Genomic DNA, 21,465 nt, shown 5'->3' on the forward strand with positions numbered 1-21,465 from the left:
AAATAAAAATAAACAGATTGAAGATTTGATTGTACAATATCGTATAGATAACTGGATGAACTATTTGCTTTGTGGAAAAGAAAAAAGAGCTTCAGTTTGTGAGGATGGATTATAAGAACTTGCTTCCACAAGCTATTGATCTGGAATCAAATAATAAATATTAAAAATCATGTTTCAATATTTTGGCGAATGTTCTCAAATTAGACAATTGAGAAATATCAAGCATGGTACATTAAAAACAGTAAACTGTTGAAATTACAATTAATCTATAAAATGAGCATAAATAATTTTATTAACCGAAGTTTTGGATTTATCGAAAGAAAGTTGAGTGTTAATCGCATTAATTGGTTTTATACTCTTTATTTCAATTTCAGGACACTTCCTTTTAATATTGCTTGCAAATTACCTGTTTATATTTATGGTAAAATAGAACTTGTATCTTTAAATGGTTCTGTATCATTCGATTGTATTCCGGTAAAAGGTATGGTGAAAATTGGCAGACATAGAGATTATTATACACCTCCAACTAAAACGGTTATTAAGATATCTAAATTGGGACAAATAGTTTTTAGGGGTTATTGCAATATCTCTCAAGGAACCATCATAAACATAACAGATGGTTGCCTTACATTTGGTGATCGTGTCTGGATTGGTCAGTCCGTATTATTGGATTGTAACAATAGCATACAATTAGGAGAGGGAACTCGAATAGCTTATGGATGTAAATTCTCAGATAGTAATCATCACTATATTATTGATGGGGATGGTAATATCCCGAGAATTAAAGGTCTTATTGAGATAGGTCGTTACAACTGGATAGGGAATAATACAGTTATAACTAAGGGATGTAAAACGACTGACCATACTATCTGTACACACGGAAGTCTTCTAAACAAAAATTATCCTCAAAAATATGATTCCAATAAGTCTATGCTGTTGGCTGGAACACCTGCAAAACTTTTAAAGGTTGGTTATCAGAGAATTAATTCAGCGAAACTTGAAAATGAAATAATTGATTTTTTTAAAACTCATCCTAATGAAAGTGTGATGCCAATGCATCTTCCTCTAGTTAACAATACTTGCGAACTTAGCTATTATAAATAGATATAAGTCATTTCACAAGGGTATTTCAATGATATGCAAAGATTGAATAATAGATAAAGTGAGAATAAAGATTACTGTAAAGAATAGAAATATGAGTATTAGATGAACTAGAAAAACTGAATGAATGTTTAAAAAAAAATAAAATGAAAATTGCTTTTTTATTACGCCCTTGGCCTATTTATGGTGGTGGAGAAACAGTAACTATTACTTTATCAAATGAATTTGTAAAACGAGGTATAAGTGTCATTGTATTCTACACAAAGGATAGTAAATTGCAGAATATGCCTTTGATTGATAATAGGATAAAATCGGTGCTTGTTCCGAATATCAAATCAGATGAACATCAGTTTTCTTTCACAAAAGATGAAATATCTTTTGCGAGTAAATTTTTGTCTGATTATGTAGAAAAAGAAAACATTGATATTATTATAAATCAATGGTGGCCTGCTCAAACGACTCAAAATGCGCGTAAAAGAGCAAAAGTCGTGCAGTGTCTTCATATGTCACTCTTTCTTCCTGCCAATTACGACAATCTCACTTGGAGAGGTCTGGATATAATAAAAAAAATAATGGGCAGAACATTGTATGACTATATGCATAAAGAAAGTCGATGTAGGCAACTTGAAGAATCTCTCCCTTTTGTGGACAAGTATATATTTCTGGCAAAGGGATTCATGGATGATTATGTCTCTTTTCGGAAAAATGACAGGAATCTAGCCAAATTGGACTTTTGTAATAATCCATTGCCATTAAAATGTTCTTTTGACAAAACTGACTTCAATAAGAAAGAGAATATGGTCTTATTTGTCGGTCGTATGTATGAAAGTCATAAGAAAGTATCGGTCATGCTGAAGATCTGGAAAGAGATAGAAGCGGATAGAAATCTGGATAGTTGGAGTTTTACGTTAGTGGGGGATGGTCCCGACAAAACTATGTTTCAAAACATGGCAAAAGAGATGCAGTTGAAACGGGTAAAATTTGAGGGATATCAATTACCATTGGATTATTACAAAAAAGCAAAGATATTCTTGATGACTTCTGCTCATGAAGGATGGGGGATGACATTGGTTGAATCACAGGAGAATGGCGTTGTTCCGATAGTAATGGATACCTTTTCTTCTTGCCATGACATCATTGAAAACGGAGAGAATGGATTCATTGTTGGCATGAATAATGTGACTGAATATATAAAACGGCTTAAATCGTTGATGATTGATGAGGATATGCGTATGCGTATGGCATTGAAAGGGCTGGATACTTGTAAGCGGTTTAGCGTAGAAAAGATTGTTGATAGGTGGCAACAGATTTTTAACGAATTGCTCAAAGATAAATCATGATTATTCGAAGTAAAGCTCCCCTGCGGCTCGGACTGGCAGGTGGTGGAAGTGATGTGTCGCCTTATAGTGACATCTATGGAGGGCTGATTCTGAATGCCACCATTAATCTGTATACTTATTGTACCATAGAAGAAACCTATGACGGACTGATTACCATAGATAGTGATGACGCACGGTGCTATAAGAGTTATTGGGTGGCAGAACAGCTGGAGATTGATGGCGAGGCAAGTCTTATAAAAGGGGTATATAATCGAGTAATGAGAGACTTTGACATAAGTCTGCGAAGCTTTAAGATTACAACTTATAACGACGCTCCCGCGGGTTCCGGACTCGGTACTTCATCGGCTATGGTTGTGTGTATCTTGAAAGCGTTCATAGAATGGTTAAGTTTACCATTAGGCGATTATGAAGCGTCCCGATTGGCTTATGAGATTGAGCGTAAGGATTTGGCGTTGTCTGGTGGTAAGCAAGATCAGTATGCGGCAGCTTTTGGTGGTTTCAATTATATGGAGTTCTTGCCAAATGATTTTGTGATAGTGAACCCTTTGAAGATTAAACGCTGGATAATGGACGAGTTGGAAGCTTCGATGGTTCTCTACTTCACCGGTGCATCCCGTAGTAGTGCGGCGATTATCGAACAACAACAAAAGAATACTTCGTCGGGCAATCAAAACGCCATAGAAGCCATGCACAGAATTAAGCAGAGTGCGAAGGATATGAAACTGGCATTGCTGAAAGGTGACATGAATGAGTTCGCCCGCATTCTTGGACAGGCATGGGAAGACAAAAAGAAAATGGCCAATGCTATTAGTAACCCCATGATTCAAGAAGTTTTTGATGTGGCAATGTCTGCCGGTGCATTGGCTGGAAAAGTGAGTGGAGCTGGCGGTGGTGGCTTTGTAATGCTCATGGTGGAGCCGACACGCAAAAAAGAAGTGGTGAATGCATTGAAAAAGCTTAATGGTTTTGTGATGCCTTTTCAGTTTACTGAGGGAGGTGCTCATGGATGGAAAATTTATCCAACCGACAAAGTGTGATATAAATAAAGAGTAAAAATTTTCAATATGGATTCTATCGATATAGTAAGAAAACAGGTGTGTGATAGTGCATATGTAAAGAATTTGTTACTGGAAAATGAAGCGGTAATGGCGCGAATAGCGCAGGCTGCTGATTTGTGTACGGAGGCATATAGAAATGGTAAGAAGACATTATTTGCTGGTAATGGTGGTAGTGCTGCCGATGCTCAGCACTTTGCCGGCGAGTTGGTCAGTAAATTCTATTTCGATCGCCCGGGGCTTCCTTCAATTGCGCTGACGACAGATACATCTATTATTACCGCCATTGGCAATGATTATGGTTATAAGCAGATTTTTGCTCGTCAGATACAAGCTCAAGGTGTGAAAGGAGATGTGTTTATCGGTATCTCTACATCGGGTAATTCAGAGAATATTGTAGAAGTATTGCCAGTATGCCGTGAGAAAGGTATTACGTCTATTGCGCTGACTGGTGCAAATCCCTGCAAGATGGATGAATTTGATATCGTTATCAAGGTTCCCAGTAATGAAACGCCTCGTATACAGGAGTGTCAGACCTTGATTGGACATATTATCTGCTGCATTGTGGAGGAGAATATTTTTGGTGAAAAGTACAATAACAAATAAGGGCTAATGGAAGTGATAATTTTGGCGGGCGGATTAGGTACACGTTTGCGCAGTGTGGTGAGTGAGATACCCAAGTGTATGGCTCCCGTGGCGGGAAAGCCTTTCCTTTGGTATCTGTTAAGGTATCTTGCCAGATATGAGGTTTCACGTGTAATTCTTTCCGTAGGCTATCTGCGGGAAGTCATCTATCAATGGATTGATGAAGTAAAAGATGAATTTCCGTTCACTTTCGATTATGCGGTGGAAGATGAACCTCTCGGTACGGGTGGTGGTATCAAACTTGCTATGGACAAGATTGAAGGAGCGGAAGCCTTGATTTTGAATGGAGATACATTTTTTGATGTAGACTTGAACGATCTCATTCGCAAGCATCTAAATCAAAATGCATTGCTGTCTTTAGCTTTGAAGCCCATGAACAATTTTGACCGATATGGAAATGTGAAGTGCAATGAACGTGGTGAGATTCTTGTGTTTGAAGAAAAAAGATATTGTAAACAAGGGATGATTAATGGAGGTATTTATGTATTGGATAAAGTGACTCCGTTCTTTGACCATTTACCCCGGAAATTCTCATTTGAAACACAAGTATTAGAACCGAATAGTGGTAAAGGATGTATATCAGGAATCGTGCAGGATCGTTATTTTATTGACATTGGAATCCCGGAAGATTTAGCCAAGGCCAATATTGAATTTCCTAATCTTTCTTTCTAAAACAGAAATTAACCCATGAATTTAATGGATATTGATGTTGTAGGATATGATACATGTGTTTCGCCAGGTTATGAATGGAAATAATAGAGTGCTTACGTATATCTTTTTTATAAATAAGCTTGATGAGATCTAATGTGTTTTATACTCTATTTGTAGTAGTATATTATCCAATATGCTTGTTGTTGTACTATGAATGGAAATTTGATTATTCAGATGAAATTCTGACAGCATTACTTGTTGCTTATTTCTGTATGCAAAGTAAGAAGACGTTTAATAAGGAGTTTTGTTGTTTTTTACTAATCATGATGGCTTATGTAGCGTATTCCATTTTTATTGCTATAACATCCGTAGATGCAATTTTTTATGATTTGCAACAACAAGTGAAACCTTACCTGATATTTTATGCGACTTTTTCAATATCTCCACAATTTACTACCGGGCAATGTCGTTTCTTGAGAAAATGGGTTCTGTTTTGTTATGTTTTATATCTTATATCTATTACTCCGCATATAATCGAAAATTTAGGGTATGATAGAGCTGAATTTAGTCGAAATTCTATCATTTGTGCTTTGTTATATTATTACTTTTCAACCGAATCAAGAAGGGCAGTAATCATAACCCTATTAATAATGACAAGCGGCTTACTTTCTCTTAAATCTAAATTTTTTGGAGAATATATTTTGATGGTTGCTTTGTTTTTATTAGTCAAGAAAAAGGTGAATTTTGAATCAGTAAAGGTAATATGTATTGAAGTAATATTGTTGGTCGTTGTTCTTTTCTTTACCTGGACAAAATTTAGTTTCTATTATATAGAAGGATTTAAAGATTCAAGTCAAGAATTAGCAAGGCCTATATCCTATATAACGAGTTTAAAGATATTTGTTGACTATTTCCCTTTGGGTTCAGGATTCGCAACATTTAGTTCAAATGCGGCAGGAGTGTATTATTCTCCTTTATATTATAAATATAATATAGATAAAGTGTGGGGGCTAAGTCCGGATAATCCTGCTTTTTTGGCTGATGCATTTTATCCTTTATTAGCTCAGTTTGGGATAGTCGGAGTGTTGCTTTTTTGTGTTTTTTGGAGAAGACGATTTTCGCAAATTCAGAATATTAATACGTTGAAATATTACCGACTTGCTATAATGGCGAGTCTATGTCTATTGATAGAGAGTGTAGGTGATACATCATATCTTTCATCTCCGGGTATTGCCTATTTTTTAATATTAGCTCTATGTTTAAGAAAGGTATGATTATTAAGAGTGGATGGATTGGATAAAAATCAAGTCATGAATTTAGTAGATATTGATGTTGTAGGATATGATACCTTGCTGCTGGACCGCGACGGAGTGATTAACAAGCTCTGCCCGAATGACTATGTGAAATGTTGGGAAGAGTTTGAATTTTTGCCTGGCATTTTTGAAGCATTAGTGAAATGGAATAAACATTTTAGGCATATCTTTATTGTAACAAATCAGAGAGGTGTAGGTAAGGGAGTAATGACGGAGCAAGCTTTACGGGAACTACATTGCCGAATGTGTGAAGAGATAATATCGCATGGCGGACGGATTGATAAAATATATTATTGTACGGCGTTGACGGAAGAAGACAACCGACGAAAGCCTGGGAACGGTATGTTTTTGGACATACTGCGGGACTATCCGGATGTAGAAAAAGAGCGTTGTTTGATGATTGGTGACAGCGAGAGTGATATGAAATTCGCGGAGAATTGTGGAATCAAAGGAATATTGTTATGAAAAGGGAAACAATAGTCTACTTAAATTTAGGTTTCTTTGATACGGATGTTACAGTGGTAAAAGAACTGGCAAAGGTATATGATTTGCATTGGTTTGTCTTACAGTCGCCTACAGAGCCTTATGATGTTGACTTTTTTAAAGAATTTGTGAAAGGAACTGAGATTACATTGCATCTTTATCCTTTCAATTTCAGGAGAAGAAGTCTGAAGATGCTATGTTTGTTTGCGGATTGTTTCAAAGAAATAAGAAAAATACATCCTTCTTTGATTTATTCCTGCTGCCAAGATTTATATTTTCAGGGTCTTTATTTACTGACATGTGTAAGAATACCGCTAGTTATGGGAATTCATGACGTTAAGAACCATTCAAGTGTAAAACCTCCGCTCTTTTTGATTATTTCTCAGTGGATTGCTTTAATGACAGCTCGATGTTATGTGTTGTTTTCCAAAAATCAGCATGAATTATTCAAGCAACTTTATCCTAACAAAAGAAGCGAGCTTGTCGGCATGAGTTATAAAGATTTCGGGCGACCTAGTGTACAACCTTGTAATACAATAAAAGAAGAGATAAAAATACTGTTTTTTGGAACTCTTCAGCCCTATAAAGGCTACGACTTATTGATCGATGCTTTTGAGAGGCTAATAGAAGAAGGAATGACAAATTTGCGATTGTCACTTTACGGACGATGTGGCAACCAAGAAATAGAAAGAATATGTAGAGAGAAGATCAAACATCCGGAGTTTTATGAAATGCATCTGGAATTTGTTGATAACAGAGAGATTCCTGATATTTTCACCAGTCATCATTTCGCGGTTTTTCCCTATCGGGATGCTACAAATTCAGGTCCACTGATGATCGCTGTAAACTACGGGGTTCCTGTCATCGCGCCAGATCACTCTTGTTTTAAAGATGTATGTACCGATGGAGTTAATTCCTTATTATATGATAATAAAGAAAAAGAGGCATTATATGAAAAATTAAAATACCTCTCTCAAATAACCTATGACGACTACATGATTATGCGAACGAATTGTAATATACTAAAGTCTACATTCTCGGAAGCTACTATTGCGCAGAATTACATAAATTTATTCAAAGCGATAACTATCAAAACAGATGGAAAGTAATATTAAGTATTAAGAAAAAAGATACTATTCTATATTCTAATCTAATTATATTCGATGAAAATAATCGTAGTAGCTCCATCCTTAGATCCGTCTAAGAATGTGAGTGGCATTTCTTCTGTAACAAAATTTATAATATCCAACAATAAAGAGAAGGAGTACATCCACTTTGAATTAGGGCGGAAGGATAATGAAGAAGGTGGCATATTTCGCATATTTTCAATTCTTAAAAATATGAGAGAGTGGAAGAATATGCTGAACAAGGAAAGGGATGCTATCATTCATTATAATTTTCCATTAAGTAAGGCATCAATTTTAAGAGACCCATTATTTATGGGAATAGCTTTACAACAGAAACGTAAGATGGTAATTCACATACATGGTGGTGTGTTTTTGACTCATTACAAAGAAGCTTCATCCTTTTTAAAATGGATTCTGAAAAAAGTTTTTAGTTGGAATGTTCCATTTATTGTCTTAGGCGAAAATGAGAAAAATATCATCAAGCAAACTTTAAAAGCTAAGAGGGTATTTTCATTGCCTAATTGTGTTGACCTGCAGGATGCTGAATCATTTGAGCGAGTGTATAATTGGATAGAACCTCTAAATATAGGATATATAGGACGTATTGCTGTGACAAAAGGAATGGAAAATTTATTGCAGGCTTGTCGTGAGCTGAAAGCTAAGCAAATTCCATTTATCGTAAAATTAGCTGGAGCTGAAGAAGTGAAAGATAGTTTTTTACCATTATTTGATAGCTATTTGGGGCATCAATTCATTTATGCAGGGATTGTGTCAGGTGAAAAGAAAAATATTTTCTTAAAAAGTCTTGATGTATTTGTTTTGCCTTCCTATTTCGAAGGTTTGCCCATGTCATTACTCGAATGTATGAGCTATGGAGCTGTGCCTGTTACCACTAATGTTGGTTCTATTGGTGATGTGGTGGAAGATTGTAAGAATGGTTTGTTTATAAAGATGAAAGATACAGATAGTATAATTGAAGCTCTTACGAACTTAAATAATGATAGGGAAATGTTGTCAAGATTGGGAAATGAAGCGAGGGCAACAATATTCCAGAATTTTAATCCTCACAAATATATTCAAAATCTAAATATCATATATGGAATGGCTTAATTCCCTTATCATATATCCCATTCTTACATTATTGAAAGTGGATAAAGACTACGATTGTGATATTTTTGAAAACGGCAATCAGGATTATGCTAATAAATAGCACTTATGTGTAAGTTAAAAACTTTACCAATTTTAGTTAGCAGAAATGTAAGACATAAAAACTATTGTGAAGCAGTATAGCAAGACGAACAACGGAATTTTATGAAAAATGTATAATAAGGTAATTGTAGTTATATGATTAAACTAAAAGAACTCTCTATCATGGAGAGTACAGAGCAACTAAAATTATTACCACAAGGAAAGTTGCTGATAAACACTATTAATGCACATTCTTACAATACTGCCGTGAAGGATCCACTATTTGCCAAAGCGCTGATGAAGGGAGATGTACTTATTCCTGATGGAGCAAGTATTGTGAAGGTTTGTAAATGGCTAAAGATGCAAAGCCAACCGCGGGAACGAATAGCAGGTTGGGATCTCTTTGTTCTTGAGATGAATCGCCTTAATGAGAAAGGAGGCCGATGTATGTTTATGGGTAGCTCGGAGAAAGTACTGGCATTGATTAAACAACGGGCAGCAGTGGATTATCCGAATTTGGAAGTGGTGACTTATTCTCCTCCTTATAAACCGGAATTTTCACAGGAAGATAATGCGGCTATTGTGGCGGCTATCAATGAGGCAAATCCAGATCTTTTATGGATTGGTATGACGGCTCCCAAGCAGGAAAAATGGATTTACAGTAATTGGCAAAAATTGAATATTCATTGTCATGTGGGTACCGTAGGGGCGGTGTTTGACTTTTACGCTGGTACTACTGAACGGGCTCCATTATGGTGGCAACAACATTCGTTGGAATGGTTTTATCGACTGCTAAAAGAGCCTAAACGAATGTGGCGTAGATATCTGGTAGGTAATGTGTTGTTTTTGTGGAATATATGTAGAGAAAAATATGGTTATACAATGAGATGAGAGGTCTGGCAAGGAGAGAATGTTCGTGATAAGTTTTATGTGGTGGACCATGCTACTTAATAGTTGTAAAAGGGATGCTAACGAAAATAAATATGGTATAAAATAAAATGTTGAGATGTAATAAACACGTGAGTGTTTCGTATGTGAGATGAAAAAAATGTAGGTCCCTAGCTTCATGCTGTAAAAAGCATGATTCTCCTACATTGTGGATCAGAAATAGCACGACGGTGCTTTTCTGATCTACGCCCTGACATCGGAGGTTAAAGCCGATGTGAATTTCCCACTATATCAACTGTCTGTGAAGATCGTTGATATTTCCTAATTTTACGTATAGTGATGTATTTAGACACACAAATATAAAGAAAAAACATTGGGAGATTTGTATCGAAATATCCCAATGTTTGATTTCAATTATTGAGATGTTTTTTTCAAATCTCCCGATGTTTTTCCAGTTCTCCAAAAGGACAAAAGGACAAAAAGGACATATATGATTGTTTTTATTCATCTTACTATAAGAACTATGAGGTATATTGCTGATCTTTATTATGTTAAGTGCTTTTATAGACGTGTAACCTTACGAATATTGAAATCATGTTTTGCGCCAACCTGAATCGTTTTGTCTGTCATGAAATGATTGGGCAACTCTTGAACAAAATTACCTATATTGTCAGGATTATTTAGTGAAAGGGCCGTGCTTGGAAAGAAGAGCGATATCTTGTTCGCGTTTGCTTCCGCCTTCAATAATACAATCATTCGACAATATGGTGATATTATTGTACAAATTCGGGGAAAATAAAGGAGCTCCTTTCTGGAATTCCTCTCCCAACTAATAGGCTTCGTCGTTGGCATTGGAATTTTTATAGTACCATAGGGGATTTTTGTCCTTATGTCCTTTTGTCCTTTTGAAAGGAGGGCGCGTTGGTGGGGGAAAGAAGAGGTATGTGAGATTTGTAACTTGCTTGTATCCAGTCGATAAACTATCGTTGCTTTTTTAGGGACGAAAATTTGTGTGCTCGAAAAAATGCAGGAAGCTCACGTAATATGTTTTTTGTGAATAGTGTCAGTGACAGTTGATTTTAGCAGTGGATCGCTAATTGTTTCCCTATGTGGACAATATTTGATAAAGTAATAAAAACTGAAATATTATAAATTATTAATCATAGAATGACATGGCAAAAGAAAAACAGAAACCATACGAGTTTTTAAGCAATTTGGTATTGGCTTTAATGGGAACGGATCGTATTTTCAGTAACAGTTTCTTTTCCAGCGAATTTGCTATTTCTCCCAATACACTGAGTGAGATAAGACGGGGAGAGGATATGTGCATTTATCAGTATGTACGGGTGATACGGTGTATGATGAAGTATCTTCATTTAATTGTTCGAATGGATATGTTGCTAAAGGAATTAAGAACCGTATTAGCTTCCAATTGTGATTTGGTGGTTGCTACGATTCCGCACCGTTTTCACGGAACTTACCAACCGAAAGAGTGGGTGGTAGTAATGCATTGGGATGGTATAAGATAAATGTTGAAATGAAGAAATATGTAGGTCCCTAGATTCATGATAAACTCATGAAATCCCTACATTTTGCAGGTTAGAAATCGTACAGCGGTATATTTTTAACTTGACCCTCGTATCGGTGTAAAAACTGATATGTATCTATATGTGAAATATACCAACTGTCTGTGAGGATCGTTGGTATAAACTATAGATGGCTGCATACTTGAAAAGAGATACAGTCATTTTTTATAGTGTACTTTATCTGATGCTTACAATCGAATGACTACATTCACGCGCTCCAAAGGGGTAATGGATGGTGGTAGTATGAAATACTATGACCGTAAAGTTTCAGCGAAAGTAAGACAAAGCTCAAATGGACTTGTTGCTGGGTAATAAAAAGCCGGATGGTTAGTCCGGCTTTTTATATTGTATAACCTTCACAATAGGTCTCTGGATAAATAATTCTAAATCTATTCTTGCCCAATATCTCTTTATTTATTACGCATATCTGAATAGGTGGAATTAACTCCAAATAAGCAGGATTTTTCTTTATAAAGCGCAACTTCTGAGAGTTAAAATATTCATCGCCGCTAGTTGAATTTATAGGATTTGCCCGAATAGCTTTGTAATGAAAATCTGTCATTTTTTTCATATGCTCAATAATAAAGGGAACTGTAATAGGCCCTTTGGTGTTGTATGTTTGTTTTAAAACATCAGCATATTCTTTAAATTCAATAAGGTGTTGAGTATTTCCTACTAAATCTAAAATATATTCAGAATTATCTTCTATAAATGTTTGACAGATTATATAATTTCCACTATGTACCTGTTTGCCCCACCAATGTGCTAAGTCCAAGAAAGTATCCCAGAAATAATATCCTTTTCCCAGCCAAGGGTTATTTGTACAAATAAAAGGTCCCTGACTTTCAACTTCGTCAGGATTATTTCTATCTTCTAACGTTTGAAATATCTTTTTTACTCCCATTAGAATAAAGTCTTACTTAGTTGTTGTATTCTCTCTAAGTATGTCTTGCAATGAAGAGAGGTTCAGCGTAGGTAGTAAAATAGGTTTTATGTTAGCCTGCAATGTTAAAGTACTCACAAAAGCCCTAACATAAGGGAATAATATTGCAATGCTGTTGGGATAAAAGAAATTTGGTATTTCTGCTAATGAAATATTTTCTTTGAATTTAAAAGATGCAACACAATTAACAAGAATTTTGGGATTAGATTGCTCCTCGCCTTTCTCCCATGCCTTAAATATAAAATCCAAGTTATAAAGACCTTCTGATTGAACATATTCGCCTTTAGGAGTAAACTCTAAATCAAATGATGCATTGGATGGTATGTTGTCTAAATTTAATGATACATGATTGAATTTATATCCAATTAAAGAAAAAACTGCTTTGTCCATTTTTATATAATAGTTAATGTAATTAAAGTTAAGCTGCTAGATAAAAAAAATCCAGAGTAAACTCTGGATTTCCAAATTTATTTGAAATTGCTATCTCTGGTACGGAATCGCATATCTGGATTGTTTCTAGAGATTGCTCAATAAAACTTGTAACCTCAGGACCAACTTCATTAAACTCTTTCAATTCTTCCCAATCTTTAACCAATTGTTCTTTAGAAGCTTTAGATAAATAAGCTAAGAGTTCATCTACTAATTTTCCCATAAATTGTTTCCTCCTTTTAATAATAGAGGGGGTACTCTATATAATTAATACTATTCTATTAGTGATTGATGATGCAAATATAGTGATAACTTTATAATCAACAACATCAAACAACAGTAAAATCATTATCAATAGCTCTAATTTAACCTTTAAGAGCATTCTTATCACTATTATTAAGATGATTTCTAGCTATATCTACATCTTTATTGGTATCAACATCTACAAGAAGAACTTTGTTTATTCCTCCATCTTAAATTTAGTACTCTATTTAATTAACTCGGCTTCTAATAAATAGCTATTAGGCTTTAGCTTCATTTGATAATATTTTATATTTCGACCTTTCAAGGCATGATGCCATAGCCAAGGCAGAAAGACGGTGTTGGAAGTATACATGGGTTTTAGATATGGATATATCCAAGTTCTTTGATACAATCGACCATGGCTTACTAATGAGAGCGGTGGAGAAGCATATCAAGATAAAATGGATACTTCTCTATATAAAACGCTGGTTGACCGTCTCTTATCAGAGAAGTGATGGACAGATTGTAAAGAGACACATGGGAGTACCACAGGGTTCAGTCATATGTCCAATTTTAGCAAACCTGTTCTTGCACTATACCTTTGATAAATGGATGTCTTATAAAAATATCCTCACATATCTTTTGAGAGATATGCTGATGATTGTGTTTGTCATAGTAGTACATTGGCTCAAGCCGAATACATAAAGGAAAGTCTTGGAGAACGTTTTGCTGAATGTAAATTGAGACTTAATGAGGAAAAGATGAAAATAGTCTTCTGCAAAATGAGCAGTCGTTCATCAGAGCACTATCATTGTACTTCTTTTGATTATTTAGGCTTTACTTTCAGACCAAGAGCGGCAAAAGATAAACGCAACAATGTCTTATTCACAAGTTATTTGCCTGCTATAAGCAAGAAATCGGTAAGTAGCATACATGAAACAATAAAATCCTGGAATCTCAAACGTCTCCATAATCGAAGCCTACGATTTGTGGCATCATATATCAATGATGTCGTAAGAGGATGGATAAATTATTATTGCCTATTGGGCAAAGACAAAATATAAAAGACTTCGTCATCGTGGTGTCATATCTGCTCATTATTGGTTAGCCGGCATCTCTCAGAAAGACCCCAATCTGTTTTATCATTGGCAAGTAGGATATGTACCCGTTGCTGGCGATGTGCAAAGCGCATAAAGTAAATTCGCGCACTTATCCGAATGACGTTATAGCAAGAATGCCATATATGCAGAAGGCAAATTATGAGGAACTGCTACAAATGTTGCCACACAAATGGAAAGAAATAAAGAATGATGGAGATACAACTATAGATGGCTGCATAAACTCATCTTTCTTAGATTAAGTTCGTATATAATGGTGTTAATTCCCTGAATTCTTTTTATCTTTGGCAAATATTAATGACTAACAACGGTTATATAAATATAATGAGATACTTAGACCCCAAAGCAGGTTTGACGTTCAAGCGCGTCTTCGGCGAGCATCCCGATTTGGTGATGGGTTCTATCATTATTACCGTTTGGTTCATACGAACATACCGAAAAGGTGATAGAAGGTATGCAGAAAGGTCTGGAAGAAGGCATAAAAGAAGTTGCTCGCTGTTTGAAAATGGCAGGTATACCTACTGCCATTATAATGGAAAGCACAGACCTGTCGGAAATTGAGATCTGATAAAGATGCTGGATAAGTTTGGAGTAGAACCTTCCGAAATCGGGAAGAAAAAGGCCGCTGTAGAGGATTTTGATGCACCAACAGAAAGGATGACAAGCATTATCCCGTTGTTATATCAAAGTGGTTATATTACGATAAAGGACTATGATGAGGAATTGGACTTATATACATTGGATATCCCCAATAAGGAAGTAAGAATAGGCTTAATGAAAAGTCTTCTTCCATATTATGTTGCTAGTAAAGCACCGGAAACCAATACTATGGTGGCGTATCTTTCTCGAGATATCCGTAATGGGGATATAGATGCTGCATTGCGTCGTTTGCAAATGTTCTTGTCCACCATACCTCAGTGCGATAATACGAAATATGAGGGACATTAGAAGTTGGATAAAGGAGCGGATCGGGCGATGGAACAGATTAATTTGAAAAATTATCCTGAACGTTTTGCTTTGTGTGGACTCCCGATTATAAAGATAGCTGTCAGTTTTGATAGTGAACGATGCACAATTGGGGAATGGAAGATGGAAGGATGATTCTGTTTTTTAGGATGGTTAAAGAATACAAAAAAAGAGCAAACTCATAATATTCCTAAATCTTTCCGGAATCTGTATCGTTATTTGTAGCATAGAATAAAGTATAGTATTAACGCTAAAAGAATAACGATTATGAAGAAATTTCTATCTCTACTTGTACTGGCTCTGGTAGCCGTGCAGTTTTCATTCGCAAAAGATGTGATAACTAAAGACATGAATCAGTTGCCGCTTCCGGCACGTAATTTTATCAATAGTAATTTTACAAAACCACAGGTTGCCCATATCAAAATTGATAAGGATATGATGGAATCTACCAAGTATGAAGTGTTATTGATGGATGGTACGGAAATTGATTTTGACAGTAAGGGAAACTGGGAAGAGGTAAGTGCTAAGAAAGGGCAGACTGTTCCTGTTAGTATTGTTCCGGGATTCGCTGTCAACTACCTGAAAGCACATAATTTTGTGAATGAAGGAGTGACAAAAGTGGAACGTGACCGCAAAGGGTATGAGATTGAATTGTCTACCGGGCTTTCTTTCAAATTTGATAAGAAAGGAAAATTTATCAAGACCGATGATTAACTAGTTGCAGTAAATAGACCTAAACAAGAAGATAACTATGTGGAGATTTAAGTTTAGCGCATGGGCAGTAGTGTTGCTTATGACTGCCTTTTCTTTCGGCGCATGTGATAATGACGATGATGATACTTTTGTTCCGCCCAGTAATATTACGGAGGCCTTGAAACAGGTATATCCGGCTGCCCAGAATATAGAATGGGAGATGAAAGGTGCTTATTATGTAGCTGACTGTTGGGTGAGCAATGATGAATTGGAAGTCTGGTTTGATGCTAATGCCAACTGGGTGATGACAGAAAATGAACTGAACAGTATTGATCAGTTGGTGCCGGCTGTTTATACGGCTTTTATAGATTCTAAATATAACGCGTGGGTAGTGACAGATGTATATGTGTTGACATTTCCACAGAATCCGATGGAATCTGTGATTCAGGTGAAACAAGGTAGCCAGCGCTACTCGCTTTATTTCACGCAGGATGGTGGATTGATACATGAGAAAGATATCAGTAACGGAGACGATACGAATTGGCCGCCAACTGAATAACTTTTAATCATAAAAATGACAACGAACCATTTCTATAAAAAGAATGGTTCGTTGCTTTTTATAATTACATTTGTTTGTAATCCTTGGCCAATCCTCCTTCACTTGTTTCTTTATAGAGTGACGGTAGGTCATGTCCGGTCTGTTTCATCACTTGCACTACTTTGTCGAAAGAGACACGGTGCATGCCATCGGTGAAAGCTGAATAAAGATTAGCATCCAGCGCACGTGCGGCGGCGTATGCATTTCGTTCGATGCAGGGAATTTGTACCAATCCGCATACCGGGTCGCAAGTCATTCCCAAATGGTGTTCCAAGCCCATTTCTGCTGCATACTCAATTTGTGCAGGACTGCCCCCGAACAATTGATTGGCGGCAGCCGAAGCCATTGCGCAGGCAACACCTACTTCTCCCTGACAACCTACTTCTGCTCCGGAAATGGATGCGTTGAATTTGACGATGTTGCCAAACAAACCGGCAGTGGCTAACGCACGTAAAATGCGCATATCGCTAAAGTCACGGCTTTTTTGAAGATGATAAAGTACGGCGGGCATGACTCCGCAGGAGCCACAGGTAGGAGCGGTTACTATTTTACCACCGGAAGCATTTTCTTCACTTACGGCCAAAGCATAAGAGAAGACGAGTCCTCTGGATTGCAGGGATTGTTTGTATCCGGTGGCACGTATGTAGTAAGTGGAGGCTTTCCGCCGGAGATTTAGTGGTCCGGGTAGTACGCCCTCTGCTTCGAGTCCACGGTGAATGGCATCTTTCATGGTAGCCCATACTTCAGCCAGGTAGTCCCATATATCTTCTTCCTCGCATTCCTTTACGTATTCCCAATAACTTTTTCCGGTATCTTCACACCATTGGAGTATTTCAGTCATGTTTTCCATACCATATACATCGGGGCTTTCGATGGTTGGATTGTCATTATTTTCTGCCAATGCACCACCACCGATGCTATAAACAGTCCAATTCTCCTGCACTTTATCGTTGTTATCCAGAGCTGCAAATGTCATTCCGTTCGGATGGAACGGTAGAAAGACTTTGGGCTGCCACACAATTTCTACCGGGGCAGTGGGTTGCAAAGTGTCTATAATGGCTACATCCGTCATGTGTCCTTTGCCTGTAGCAGCTAAACTGCCGTAAAGGGTTACTTTAAAAGATGCAGCATCCGGATGACGTTCCAGAAACATTTCGGCAGCTTTGCGCGGTCCCATAGTGTGGCTACTGGAAGGTCCTGTGCCTATTCTATATAGCTCTTTTATCGATTTCATGACTGATGATGTGTTTTTGTTAATACCATTTCTTTTTTCTGAAGTACAAATATACAATAATACCGATAATTGCCATTACAATCCAGGCAAATAAATACCCGTATTGCCATTCGAGCTCGGGCATCCATTTGTAATTCATTCCCCATACTCCGACCAGAAATGTCAAAGGGATAAAGATGGTGGATACGATGGTTAATCTCTTCATGATGTCGTTCATACGTAAATCATTGTTGGAGATGTACAGATCGACTAATGAGGAAAGAGTTTCCCGGCAGATCTCAATGGTCTGTAATACAAATTGCAAGTGGTCGTTTACATCATTGAAAAAGGCACGGTTCACTTTGTGAATGAGCAGGTTTTCTGCCCGTAGTAACTTGATATATTGTTCTTTTAGTGGAAGGATGGATTTTTTCATCAGCATATATTGGCGTCGTAATGCCTGAATCTGAATTCCGATGTCATCACCGCTGGTGATGGTGAGCAGTTCTTCTTCCAAATCTTCGAGTGCGTCATCAATGGAAGAGATTGTTGAAATATAGTTTCCCATGATGCTGTTGAGCAGCACGCTAAGTAGATAATCAGTCTGGCGGCTGCGTATTTTCAAGACATCATTGCGCAGAGCGGAACTGACATCATCGAAGAAGTCGGTTTCTTTTTCGAGGAAAGTAAGTACGTAGTTATTACCTAGAATAAGACAAACTTGCTGTTGGAGCAACTCGTCCAGTTCGTCTTCTTCTTTATGTTCGTTGGGGTAGAATATTTTTAAGATCAGGACGATGTATTTGTCGTGCTCTTCTATCTTGGTAGGATGATCCGCATTCAGTATATCTTGCAGGACTAGGAAGTCTATTTCAAAATGACTGCAAATTTCACGGATAGTCTCCGTATCTTTCATTCCGTGTATTTGTAGCCAATTGATCCGATCGCTGTTCAGTGTTCCCTTGATGGCTTGAAAGGTGTCGTTGGCGCTTTCTTGCATCTCGGTAGCATTGTAAGTACAAAGATGTAAGTGGGTAGGAGTAAGACTGTCTCCTGTGTAAATAAGCTTTTCGCTTAACAGATTATTCTTCATGCTTTATTCTCGTTTTAGAAAACCACTGTAACAAAGGTAGTGGTTTTCTAAATGAGAACAAGTTCTTTGGACGTTTTGTTTACAGGTTAGTCAAAATCAACTACTGTGATTCCGGCACCGCCAAACTGCACATGTTCGTCGGCATAGTGGCTCACTCCCGGTACGGTGGCCAGATACTGGCGGATTAATGTACGAAGTATTCCCGTTCCTGTGCCGTGAAGGATGCGTACACGGTCCATGCCGACTAATATGGCGTCATCGATAAAATAGGTGACTGCTTGCAGAGCTTCGTCTCCACGCATTCCACGCACATCGATGTCCTGTTTGAAACTAAGCTTCTTTTCGTACATCTGATCGTGTGTCTGGCTACTGACAAAGGTGCTTTTGGCGATTCCTTCCGTCTTGGGTGCATTATTAGTACGTTCCAAACGGTCTATTTTTACGGTCGTTTTTATGCTTCCAAAAGCAACGGTCGCATTTTTACCATTGATTTCCATCACTTGGCCGACACTTGTCTGTCCTTTGATTTTTACATTTTCACCTACTGCAATCGGCACTACTTTAGGAGCACTTGACGGGGAAGAGACTGCGGCTTTCGGTTCGTTTTTCTTATTTTTCTTCCGTTCTTGTTTCTCCTTTAATTTCTTCATTTTCTGTGCAATCTTCTCTTCATGCTCTTTAGAAGCCAGCGCATCTAAAGAAGTACGGAAGTCTGTCAGTTCCTGACGTGCCTGGCGTGTCTTTTCCTTTTCAGCTTGTGCTTCCTTGATTGTGCGTATTGTGTTTTCAATGCGTGCATTGGATTCCTGAAGCATCCGTTCCGCTTCTTCTTTTGCTTGCCGGATGATCTCTTTCCGTGATTTCTGCAACTCTTCCATTTCCGTTTGGTAGCGGGCAATGGTTTCTTCCATGTGTTTTTCCCGTTGACGGATAGTTTGACGTTTTCCTTCCCAGTAACGCTTGTCGCGCACGATGTCCTGAAGGTATTTGTCGGCATTGATATATTCACTTCCTACGATTTCCGAAGCATCTGCAATGACATCTTCCGGCAATCCGATTTTTCGTGCGATTTCTACGGCAAACGAACTTCCGGGATTTCCGATTTGTAGCTGGAAAAGTGCTTGCATGAGATGGCGGTCGTAAAGCATGGCTCCGTTCACTACTCCTTCATGATCTTCGGCAAAATGTTTCAGATTCTGGTAGTGGGTGGTGATGACTCCGAATGTTCCTTTCTGGTTGAAACGTTTCAGGACGGCTTCGGCAATAGCGCCTCCAATTTGCGGTTCCGTACCTCCACCGAACTCGTCAATCAGGATGAGGCTCCGTTCGTTGCAACTCTTCATCATGATTTTCATGTTGGTCAGGTGAGAAGAGTAGGTACTCAAATCGTCTTCAATAGATTGCTCATCACCAATATCGATAAAGATGCTGCTGAATATACCGGCGTGACTGCGTTCGTGCAAGGGAATAAGCATACCGCATTGCAACATATATTGCAGTAAACCGACTGTTTTGAGGCAGACGGACTTACCTCCGGCATTCGGACCGGATATAATAAGAATACGTTGTTTTTGATTCAGTTCTATATCCAGTGGTACGACTTTCTTTCCGTGTTTGGCAAGTGAAAGTTGTAATAAAGGATGCACAGCCATTGTCCAGTCCAGTAGTTGCTCATTCTCTACGGCGGGTTTCAGACTATTGGTCTGTATGGCGAAATAGCTTTTCGCGCGGATAAAATCTATTTCTGCCAGAAATTCGTATGATTGAAGAATTTCCGGGATGGACGGACGGAGGATGTTTGAAAACTCGGTAAGGATGCGAATAATTTCGCGTCGTTCGTCGCCTTCGAGTTCGCGAATACGGTTGTTGGCTTCTACGACTTCCGCCGGTTCTATAAACACTGTTTTCCCGCTAGCGGATTCATCGTGTACAATACCTTTGATTTTTCGCTTGAGTCCGGGTGCGACGGGGATCACCAAACGTCCGTCACGCATGGTGGGAGCTACGTCTTTATCTACGTATCCTTCGGATTGTGCGCTGCGCAGAATGCTGTTTAACGAGCGGGAAATATTTCCCATCGTACTGGCAAGCTCGCGACGTATACGGGCTAATTCGGTGGAAGCATTATCCTTGATTTTTCCATATTTGTTAAGGATACCGTCTATTTTTCCTATCAGTTGAGGGAAAACAGCTATATCTCCTGCCAGTCGTTTCAGGCTGGGGTAGGGGGTATCGTTCTCTTCTTCATCTTCATTTCGATGGAGAAAGCGTACAATGTCACGGATGGTTTCTAACGAACGGCGCAGGTCGAATAGTTCTTGCTCGTCCAGATACATTCCTTCTATCCGCACTCGCTTTAGTGAAGGGCGGACATCAAAGAAAAATTGATCGGGAAATCCGTCTTCTTCCTGGATGATACGGACAAACTCTGTTACCTGGTTTAATTTCTCCTCTACTTCTTCATGTTGCTCGGAAAATTTCATGTCTGTAACTCTTTCTTCGCCTAAAGTGCTAAGACACTTATCTTTTAGTAACTGTCTGATTTGGTCGAATCCTATCTTTTGCTCAAAATTTTGAGGGTATATCATATCTTTGTTCTTACTAATGGACTGCAAAAATACGATTAATTCGCGAAAAAATTATCAGAATGTTTGCAGATTTAAAAATGATTCGTACCTTTGCACCGCTTTCAACGGAAAGCACTTCTGATAAAGGAGTTTTGGAGAGGTGGCAGAGTGGTCGATTGCGGCGGTCTTGAAAACCGTTGTACTGCGAGGTACCCGGGGTTCGAA

21 protein-coding genes and 1 pseudogene are annotated in these 21,465 nt (G+C 37.9%); 16 read left to right on the forward strand and 6 right to left on the reverse strand.

Annotated elements, in window-relative coordinates; translation table 11 throughout:
- The first annotated feature begins 273 nt into the window (after positions 1 to 273).
- From KFO40_RS22785 to KFO40_RS22835, 11 genes are all read left to right on the forward strand, one after another.
- Complete coding sequence (locus KFO40_RS22785) at positions 274 to 1,104, forward strand: acyltransferase (RefSeq protein WP_087321332.1); 831 nt, start codon at positions 274 to 276, stop codon at positions 1,102 to 1,104.
- Positions 1,105 to 1,247: 143 nt separating this feature from the next.
- Positions 1,248 to 2,441 (forward strand): glycosyltransferase, encoded by a 1,194-nt coding sequence (locus KFO40_RS22790; RefSeq protein WP_087321333.1) that lies wholly within the window; start codon positions 1,248 to 1,250, stop codon positions 2,439 to 2,441.
- Positions 2,438 to 3,478, forward strand: coding sequence for a dehydrogenase (locus tag KFO40_RS22795; RefSeq protein WP_087321336.1), 1,041 nt, complete (start codon positions 2,438 to 2,440; stop codon positions 3,476 to 3,478). Before KFO40_RS22790 ends, KFO40_RS22795 begins: the two co-directional genes overlap by 4 nt.
- 27 nt (positions 3,479 to 3,505) lie before the next feature.
- Positions 3,506 to 4,102 carry an SIS domain-containing protein gene (locus KFO40_RS22800; protein ID WP_087321338.1) on the forward strand — a complete coding sequence of 199 codons (597 nt, stop codon included), beginning with the start codon at positions 3,506 to 3,508 and terminating at the stop codon, positions 4,100 to 4,102.
- Positions 4,103 to 4,108: 6 nt separating this feature from the next.
- Entirely contained in the window at positions 4,109 to 4,813 is a 705-nt protein-coding gene (locus tag KFO40_RS22805) for a nucleotidyltransferase family protein (RefSeq protein ID WP_087321340.1), read from the forward strand.
- Positions 4,814 to 4,935: 122 nt separating this feature from the next.
- Positions 4,936 to 6,066 carry a hypothetical protein gene (locus KFO40_RS22810; RefSeq protein WP_087321342.1) on the forward strand — a complete coding sequence of 377 codons (1,131 nt, stop codon included), beginning with the start codon at positions 4,936 to 4,938 and terminating at the stop codon, positions 6,064 to 6,066.
- A gap of 36 nt (positions 6,067 to 6,102) precedes the next feature.
- Positions 6,103 to 6,570 (forward strand): D-glycero-alpha-D-manno-heptose-1,7-bisphosphate 7-phosphatase, encoded by a 468-nt coding sequence (locus KFO40_RS22815; protein WP_087321434.1) that lies wholly within the window; start codon positions 6,103 to 6,105, stop codon positions 6,568 to 6,570.
- Positions 6,567 to 7,697, forward strand: a complete 1,131-nt coding sequence (locus KFO40_RS22820) for a glycosyltransferase family 4 protein (RefSeq protein WP_087321344.1) — start codon at positions 6,567 to 6,569, stop codon at positions 7,695 to 7,697. The genes KFO40_RS22815 and KFO40_RS22820 overlap by 4 nt, the downstream gene beginning before the upstream one ends.
- A 54-nt stretch (positions 7,698 to 7,751) precedes the next feature.
- On the forward strand, positions 7,752 to 8,825 hold the full coding sequence (locus KFO40_RS22825) for a glycosyltransferase family 4 protein (RefSeq protein ID WP_087321346.1): 1,074 nt from the start codon (positions 7,752 to 7,754) through the stop codon (positions 8,823 to 8,825).
- A gap of 234 nt (positions 8,826 to 9,059) precedes the next feature.
- Positions 9,060 to 9,794 (forward strand): WecB/TagA/CpsF family glycosyltransferase, encoded by a 735-nt coding sequence (locus KFO40_RS22830; RefSeq protein WP_087321347.1) that lies wholly within the window; start codon positions 9,060 to 9,062, stop codon positions 9,792 to 9,794.
- Between the two features lie 1,169 nt (positions 9,795 to 10,963).
- Positions 10,964 to 11,320, forward strand: a complete 357-nt coding sequence (locus KFO40_RS22835) for a hypothetical protein (protein WP_008021509.1) — start codon at positions 10,964 to 10,966, stop codon at positions 11,318 to 11,320.
- Positions 11,321 to 11,717: 397 nt separating this feature from the next.
- Here the strand turns inward: KFO40_RS22835 and KFO40_RS22840 are convergent, their stop codons facing one another.
- The 3 genes from KFO40_RS22840 to KFO40_RS22850 are packed head-to-tail and all read right to left on the reverse strand — an operon-like array spanning position 11,718 to position 12,972.
- A complete protein-coding gene (locus KFO40_RS22840) occupies positions 11,718 to 12,281 on the reverse strand; it encodes a hypothetical protein (protein ID WP_008643090.1) in 564 nt (187 codons plus the stop codon).
- A gap of 12 nt (positions 12,282 to 12,293) precedes the next feature.
- Positions 12,294 to 12,710 (reverse strand): protein-export chaperone SecB, encoded by a 417-nt coding sequence (locus KFO40_RS22845; protein ID WP_008643092.1) that lies wholly within the window; start codon positions 12,708 to 12,710, stop codon positions 12,294 to 12,296.
- A gap of 28 nt (positions 12,711 to 12,738) precedes the next feature.
- On the reverse strand, positions 12,739 to 12,972 hold the full coding sequence (locus tag KFO40_RS22850; protein ID WP_008643094.1) for a hypothetical protein: 234 nt from the start codon (positions 12,970 to 12,972) through the stop codon (positions 12,739 to 12,741).
- 356 nt (positions 12,973 to 13,328) lie between these two features.
- On the opposite strand from KFO40_RS22850, the gene KFO40_RS22855 reads away from it, so the two are divergent.
- The 5 genes and pseudogenes from KFO40_RS22855 to KFO40_RS22875 all read left to right on the forward strand — a co-directional run bounded on the left by KFO40_RS22855 (position 13,329) and on the right by KFO40_RS22875 (position 16,328).
- Positions 13,329 to 13,697 (forward strand): reverse transcriptase domain-containing protein, encoded by a 369-nt coding sequence (locus tag KFO40_RS22855; protein ID WP_255344450.1) that lies wholly within the window; start codon positions 13,329 to 13,331, stop codon positions 13,695 to 13,697.
- Positions 13,676 to 14,056 (forward strand): group II intron maturase-specific domain-containing protein, encoded by a 381-nt coding sequence (locus KFO40_RS25990; protein WP_083444225.1) that lies wholly within the window; start codon positions 13,676 to 13,678, stop codon positions 14,054 to 14,056. Before KFO40_RS22855 ends, KFO40_RS25990 begins: the two co-directional genes overlap by 22 nt.
- A 618-nt stretch (positions 14,057 to 14,674) precedes the next feature.
- A pseudogene (locus tag KFO40_RS22865) lies at positions 14,675 to 15,211 on the forward strand (PD-(D/E)XK nuclease domain-containing protein); the annotation flags it as partial.
- A gap of 132 nt (positions 15,212 to 15,343) precedes the next feature.
- On the forward strand, positions 15,344 to 15,790 hold the full coding sequence (locus KFO40_RS22870; RefSeq protein WP_117810406.1) for a PepSY-like domain-containing protein: 447 nt from the start codon (positions 15,344 to 15,346) through the stop codon (positions 15,788 to 15,790).
- A 37-nt stretch (positions 15,791 to 15,827) separates the two neighbouring features.
- Positions 15,828 to 16,328 carry a PepSY-like domain-containing protein gene (locus KFO40_RS22875; RefSeq protein WP_141409041.1) on the forward strand — a complete coding sequence of 167 codons (501 nt, stop codon included), beginning with the start codon at positions 15,828 to 15,830 and terminating at the stop codon, positions 16,326 to 16,328.
- A gap of 64 nt (positions 16,329 to 16,392) precedes the next feature.
- Here the strand turns inward: KFO40_RS22875 and KFO40_RS22880 are convergent, their stop codons facing one another.
- The 3 genes from KFO40_RS22880 to KFO40_RS22890 form a co-directional block, all read right to left on the reverse strand.
- On the reverse strand, positions 16,393 to 17,601 hold the full coding sequence (locus tag KFO40_RS22880; RefSeq protein ID WP_008775057.1) for an L-serine ammonia-lyase: 1,209 nt from the start codon (positions 17,599 to 17,601) through the stop codon (positions 16,393 to 16,395).
- A gap of 19 nt (positions 17,602 to 17,620) precedes the next feature.
- Positions 17,621 to 18,673 (reverse strand): magnesium/cobalt transporter CorA, encoded by a 1,053-nt coding sequence (corA, locus tag KFO40_RS22885; protein ID WP_004315191.1) that lies wholly within the window; start codon positions 18,671 to 18,673, stop codon positions 17,621 to 17,623.
- A gap of 86 nt (positions 18,674 to 18,759) precedes the next feature.
- Positions 18,760 to 21,261 carry an endonuclease MutS2 gene (locus tag KFO40_RS22890; RefSeq protein ID WP_211146838.1) on the reverse strand — a complete coding sequence of 834 codons (2,502 nt, stop codon included), beginning with the start codon at positions 21,259 to 21,261 and terminating at the stop codon, positions 18,760 to 18,762.
- Between the last annotated feature and the right edge of the window lie 204 nt (positions 21,262 to 21,465).

It is taken from the genome of Bacteroides sp. 1001302B_160321_D4, assembly GCF_015667765.1.
GTDB lineage: Bacteria > Bacteroidota > Bacteroidia > Bacteroidales > Bacteroidaceae > Bacteroides > Bacteroides xylanisolvens.

Bases quoted from the DNA above. Each gene is read 5' to 3' on its own strand.
- KFO40_RS22785 (WP_087321332.1), top strand. From the start codon at position 274: ATGAGCATAAATAATTTTATTAACCGAAGTTTTGGATTTATCGAAAGA.
- KFO40_RS22790 (WP_087321333.1), top strand. From the start codon at position 1,248: ATGAAAATTGCTTTTTTATTACGCCCTTGGCCTATTTATGGTGGTGGA.
- KFO40_RS22795 (WP_087321336.1), top strand. From the start codon at position 2,438: ATGATTATTCGAAGTAAAGCTCCCCTGCGGCTCGGACTGGCAGGTGGT.
- KFO40_RS22800 (WP_087321338.1), top strand. From the start codon at position 3,506: ATGGATTCTATCGATATAGTAAGAAAACAGGTGTGTGATAGTGCATAT.
- KFO40_RS22805 (WP_087321340.1), top strand. From the start codon at position 4,109: ATGGAAGTGATAATTTTGGCGGGCGGATTAGGTACACGTTTGCGCAGT.
- KFO40_RS22810 (WP_087321342.1), top strand. From the start codon at position 4,936: ATGAGATCTAATGTGTTTTATACTCTATTTGTAGTAGTATATTATCCA.
- KFO40_RS22815 (WP_087321434.1), top strand. From the start codon at position 6,103: ATGAATTTAGTAGATATTGATGTTGTAGGATATGATACCTTGCTGCTG.
- KFO40_RS22820 (WP_087321344.1), top strand. From the start codon at position 6,567: ATGAAAAGGGAAACAATAGTCTACTTAAATTTAGGTTTCTTTGATACG.
- KFO40_RS22825 (WP_087321346.1), top strand. From the start codon at position 7,752: ATGAAAATAATCGTAGTAGCTCCATCCTTAGATCCGTCTAAGAATGTG.
- KFO40_RS22830 (WP_087321347.1), top strand. From the start codon at position 9,060: ATGATTAAACTAAAAGAACTCTCTATCATGGAGAGTACAGAGCAACTA.
- KFO40_RS22835 (WP_008021509.1), top strand. From the start codon at position 10,964: ATGGCAAAAGAAAAACAGAAACCATACGAGTTTTTAAGCAATTTGGTA.
- KFO40_RS22840 (WP_008643090.1), bottom strand. From the start codon at position 12,281: ATGGGAGTAAAAAAGATATTTCAAACGTTAGAAGATAGAAATAATCCT.
- KFO40_RS22845 (WP_008643092.1), bottom strand. From the start codon at position 12,710: ATGGACAAAGCAGTTTTTTCTTTAATTGGATATAAATTCAATCATGTA.
- KFO40_RS22850 (WP_008643094.1), bottom strand. From the start codon at position 12,972: ATGGGAAAATTAGTAGATGAACTCTTAGCTTATTTATCTAAAGCTTCT.
- KFO40_RS22870 (WP_117810406.1), top strand. From the start codon at position 15,344: ATGAAGAAATTTCTATCTCTACTTGTACTGGCTCTGGTAGCCGTGCAG.
- KFO40_RS22875 (WP_141409041.1), top strand. From the start codon at position 15,828: ATGTGGAGATTTAAGTTTAGCGCATGGGCAGTAGTGTTGCTTATGACT.
- KFO40_RS22880 (WP_008775057.1), bottom strand. From the start codon at position 17,601: ATGAAATCGATAAAAGAGCTATATAGAATAGGCACAGGACCTTCCAGT.
- corA (WP_004315191.1), bottom strand. From the start codon at position 18,673: ATGAAGAATAATCTGTTAAGCGAAAAGCTTATTTACACAGGAGACAGT.
- KFO40_RS22890 (WP_211146838.1), bottom strand. From the start codon at position 21,261: ATGATATACCCTCAAAATTTTGAGCAAAAGATAGGATTCGACCAAATC.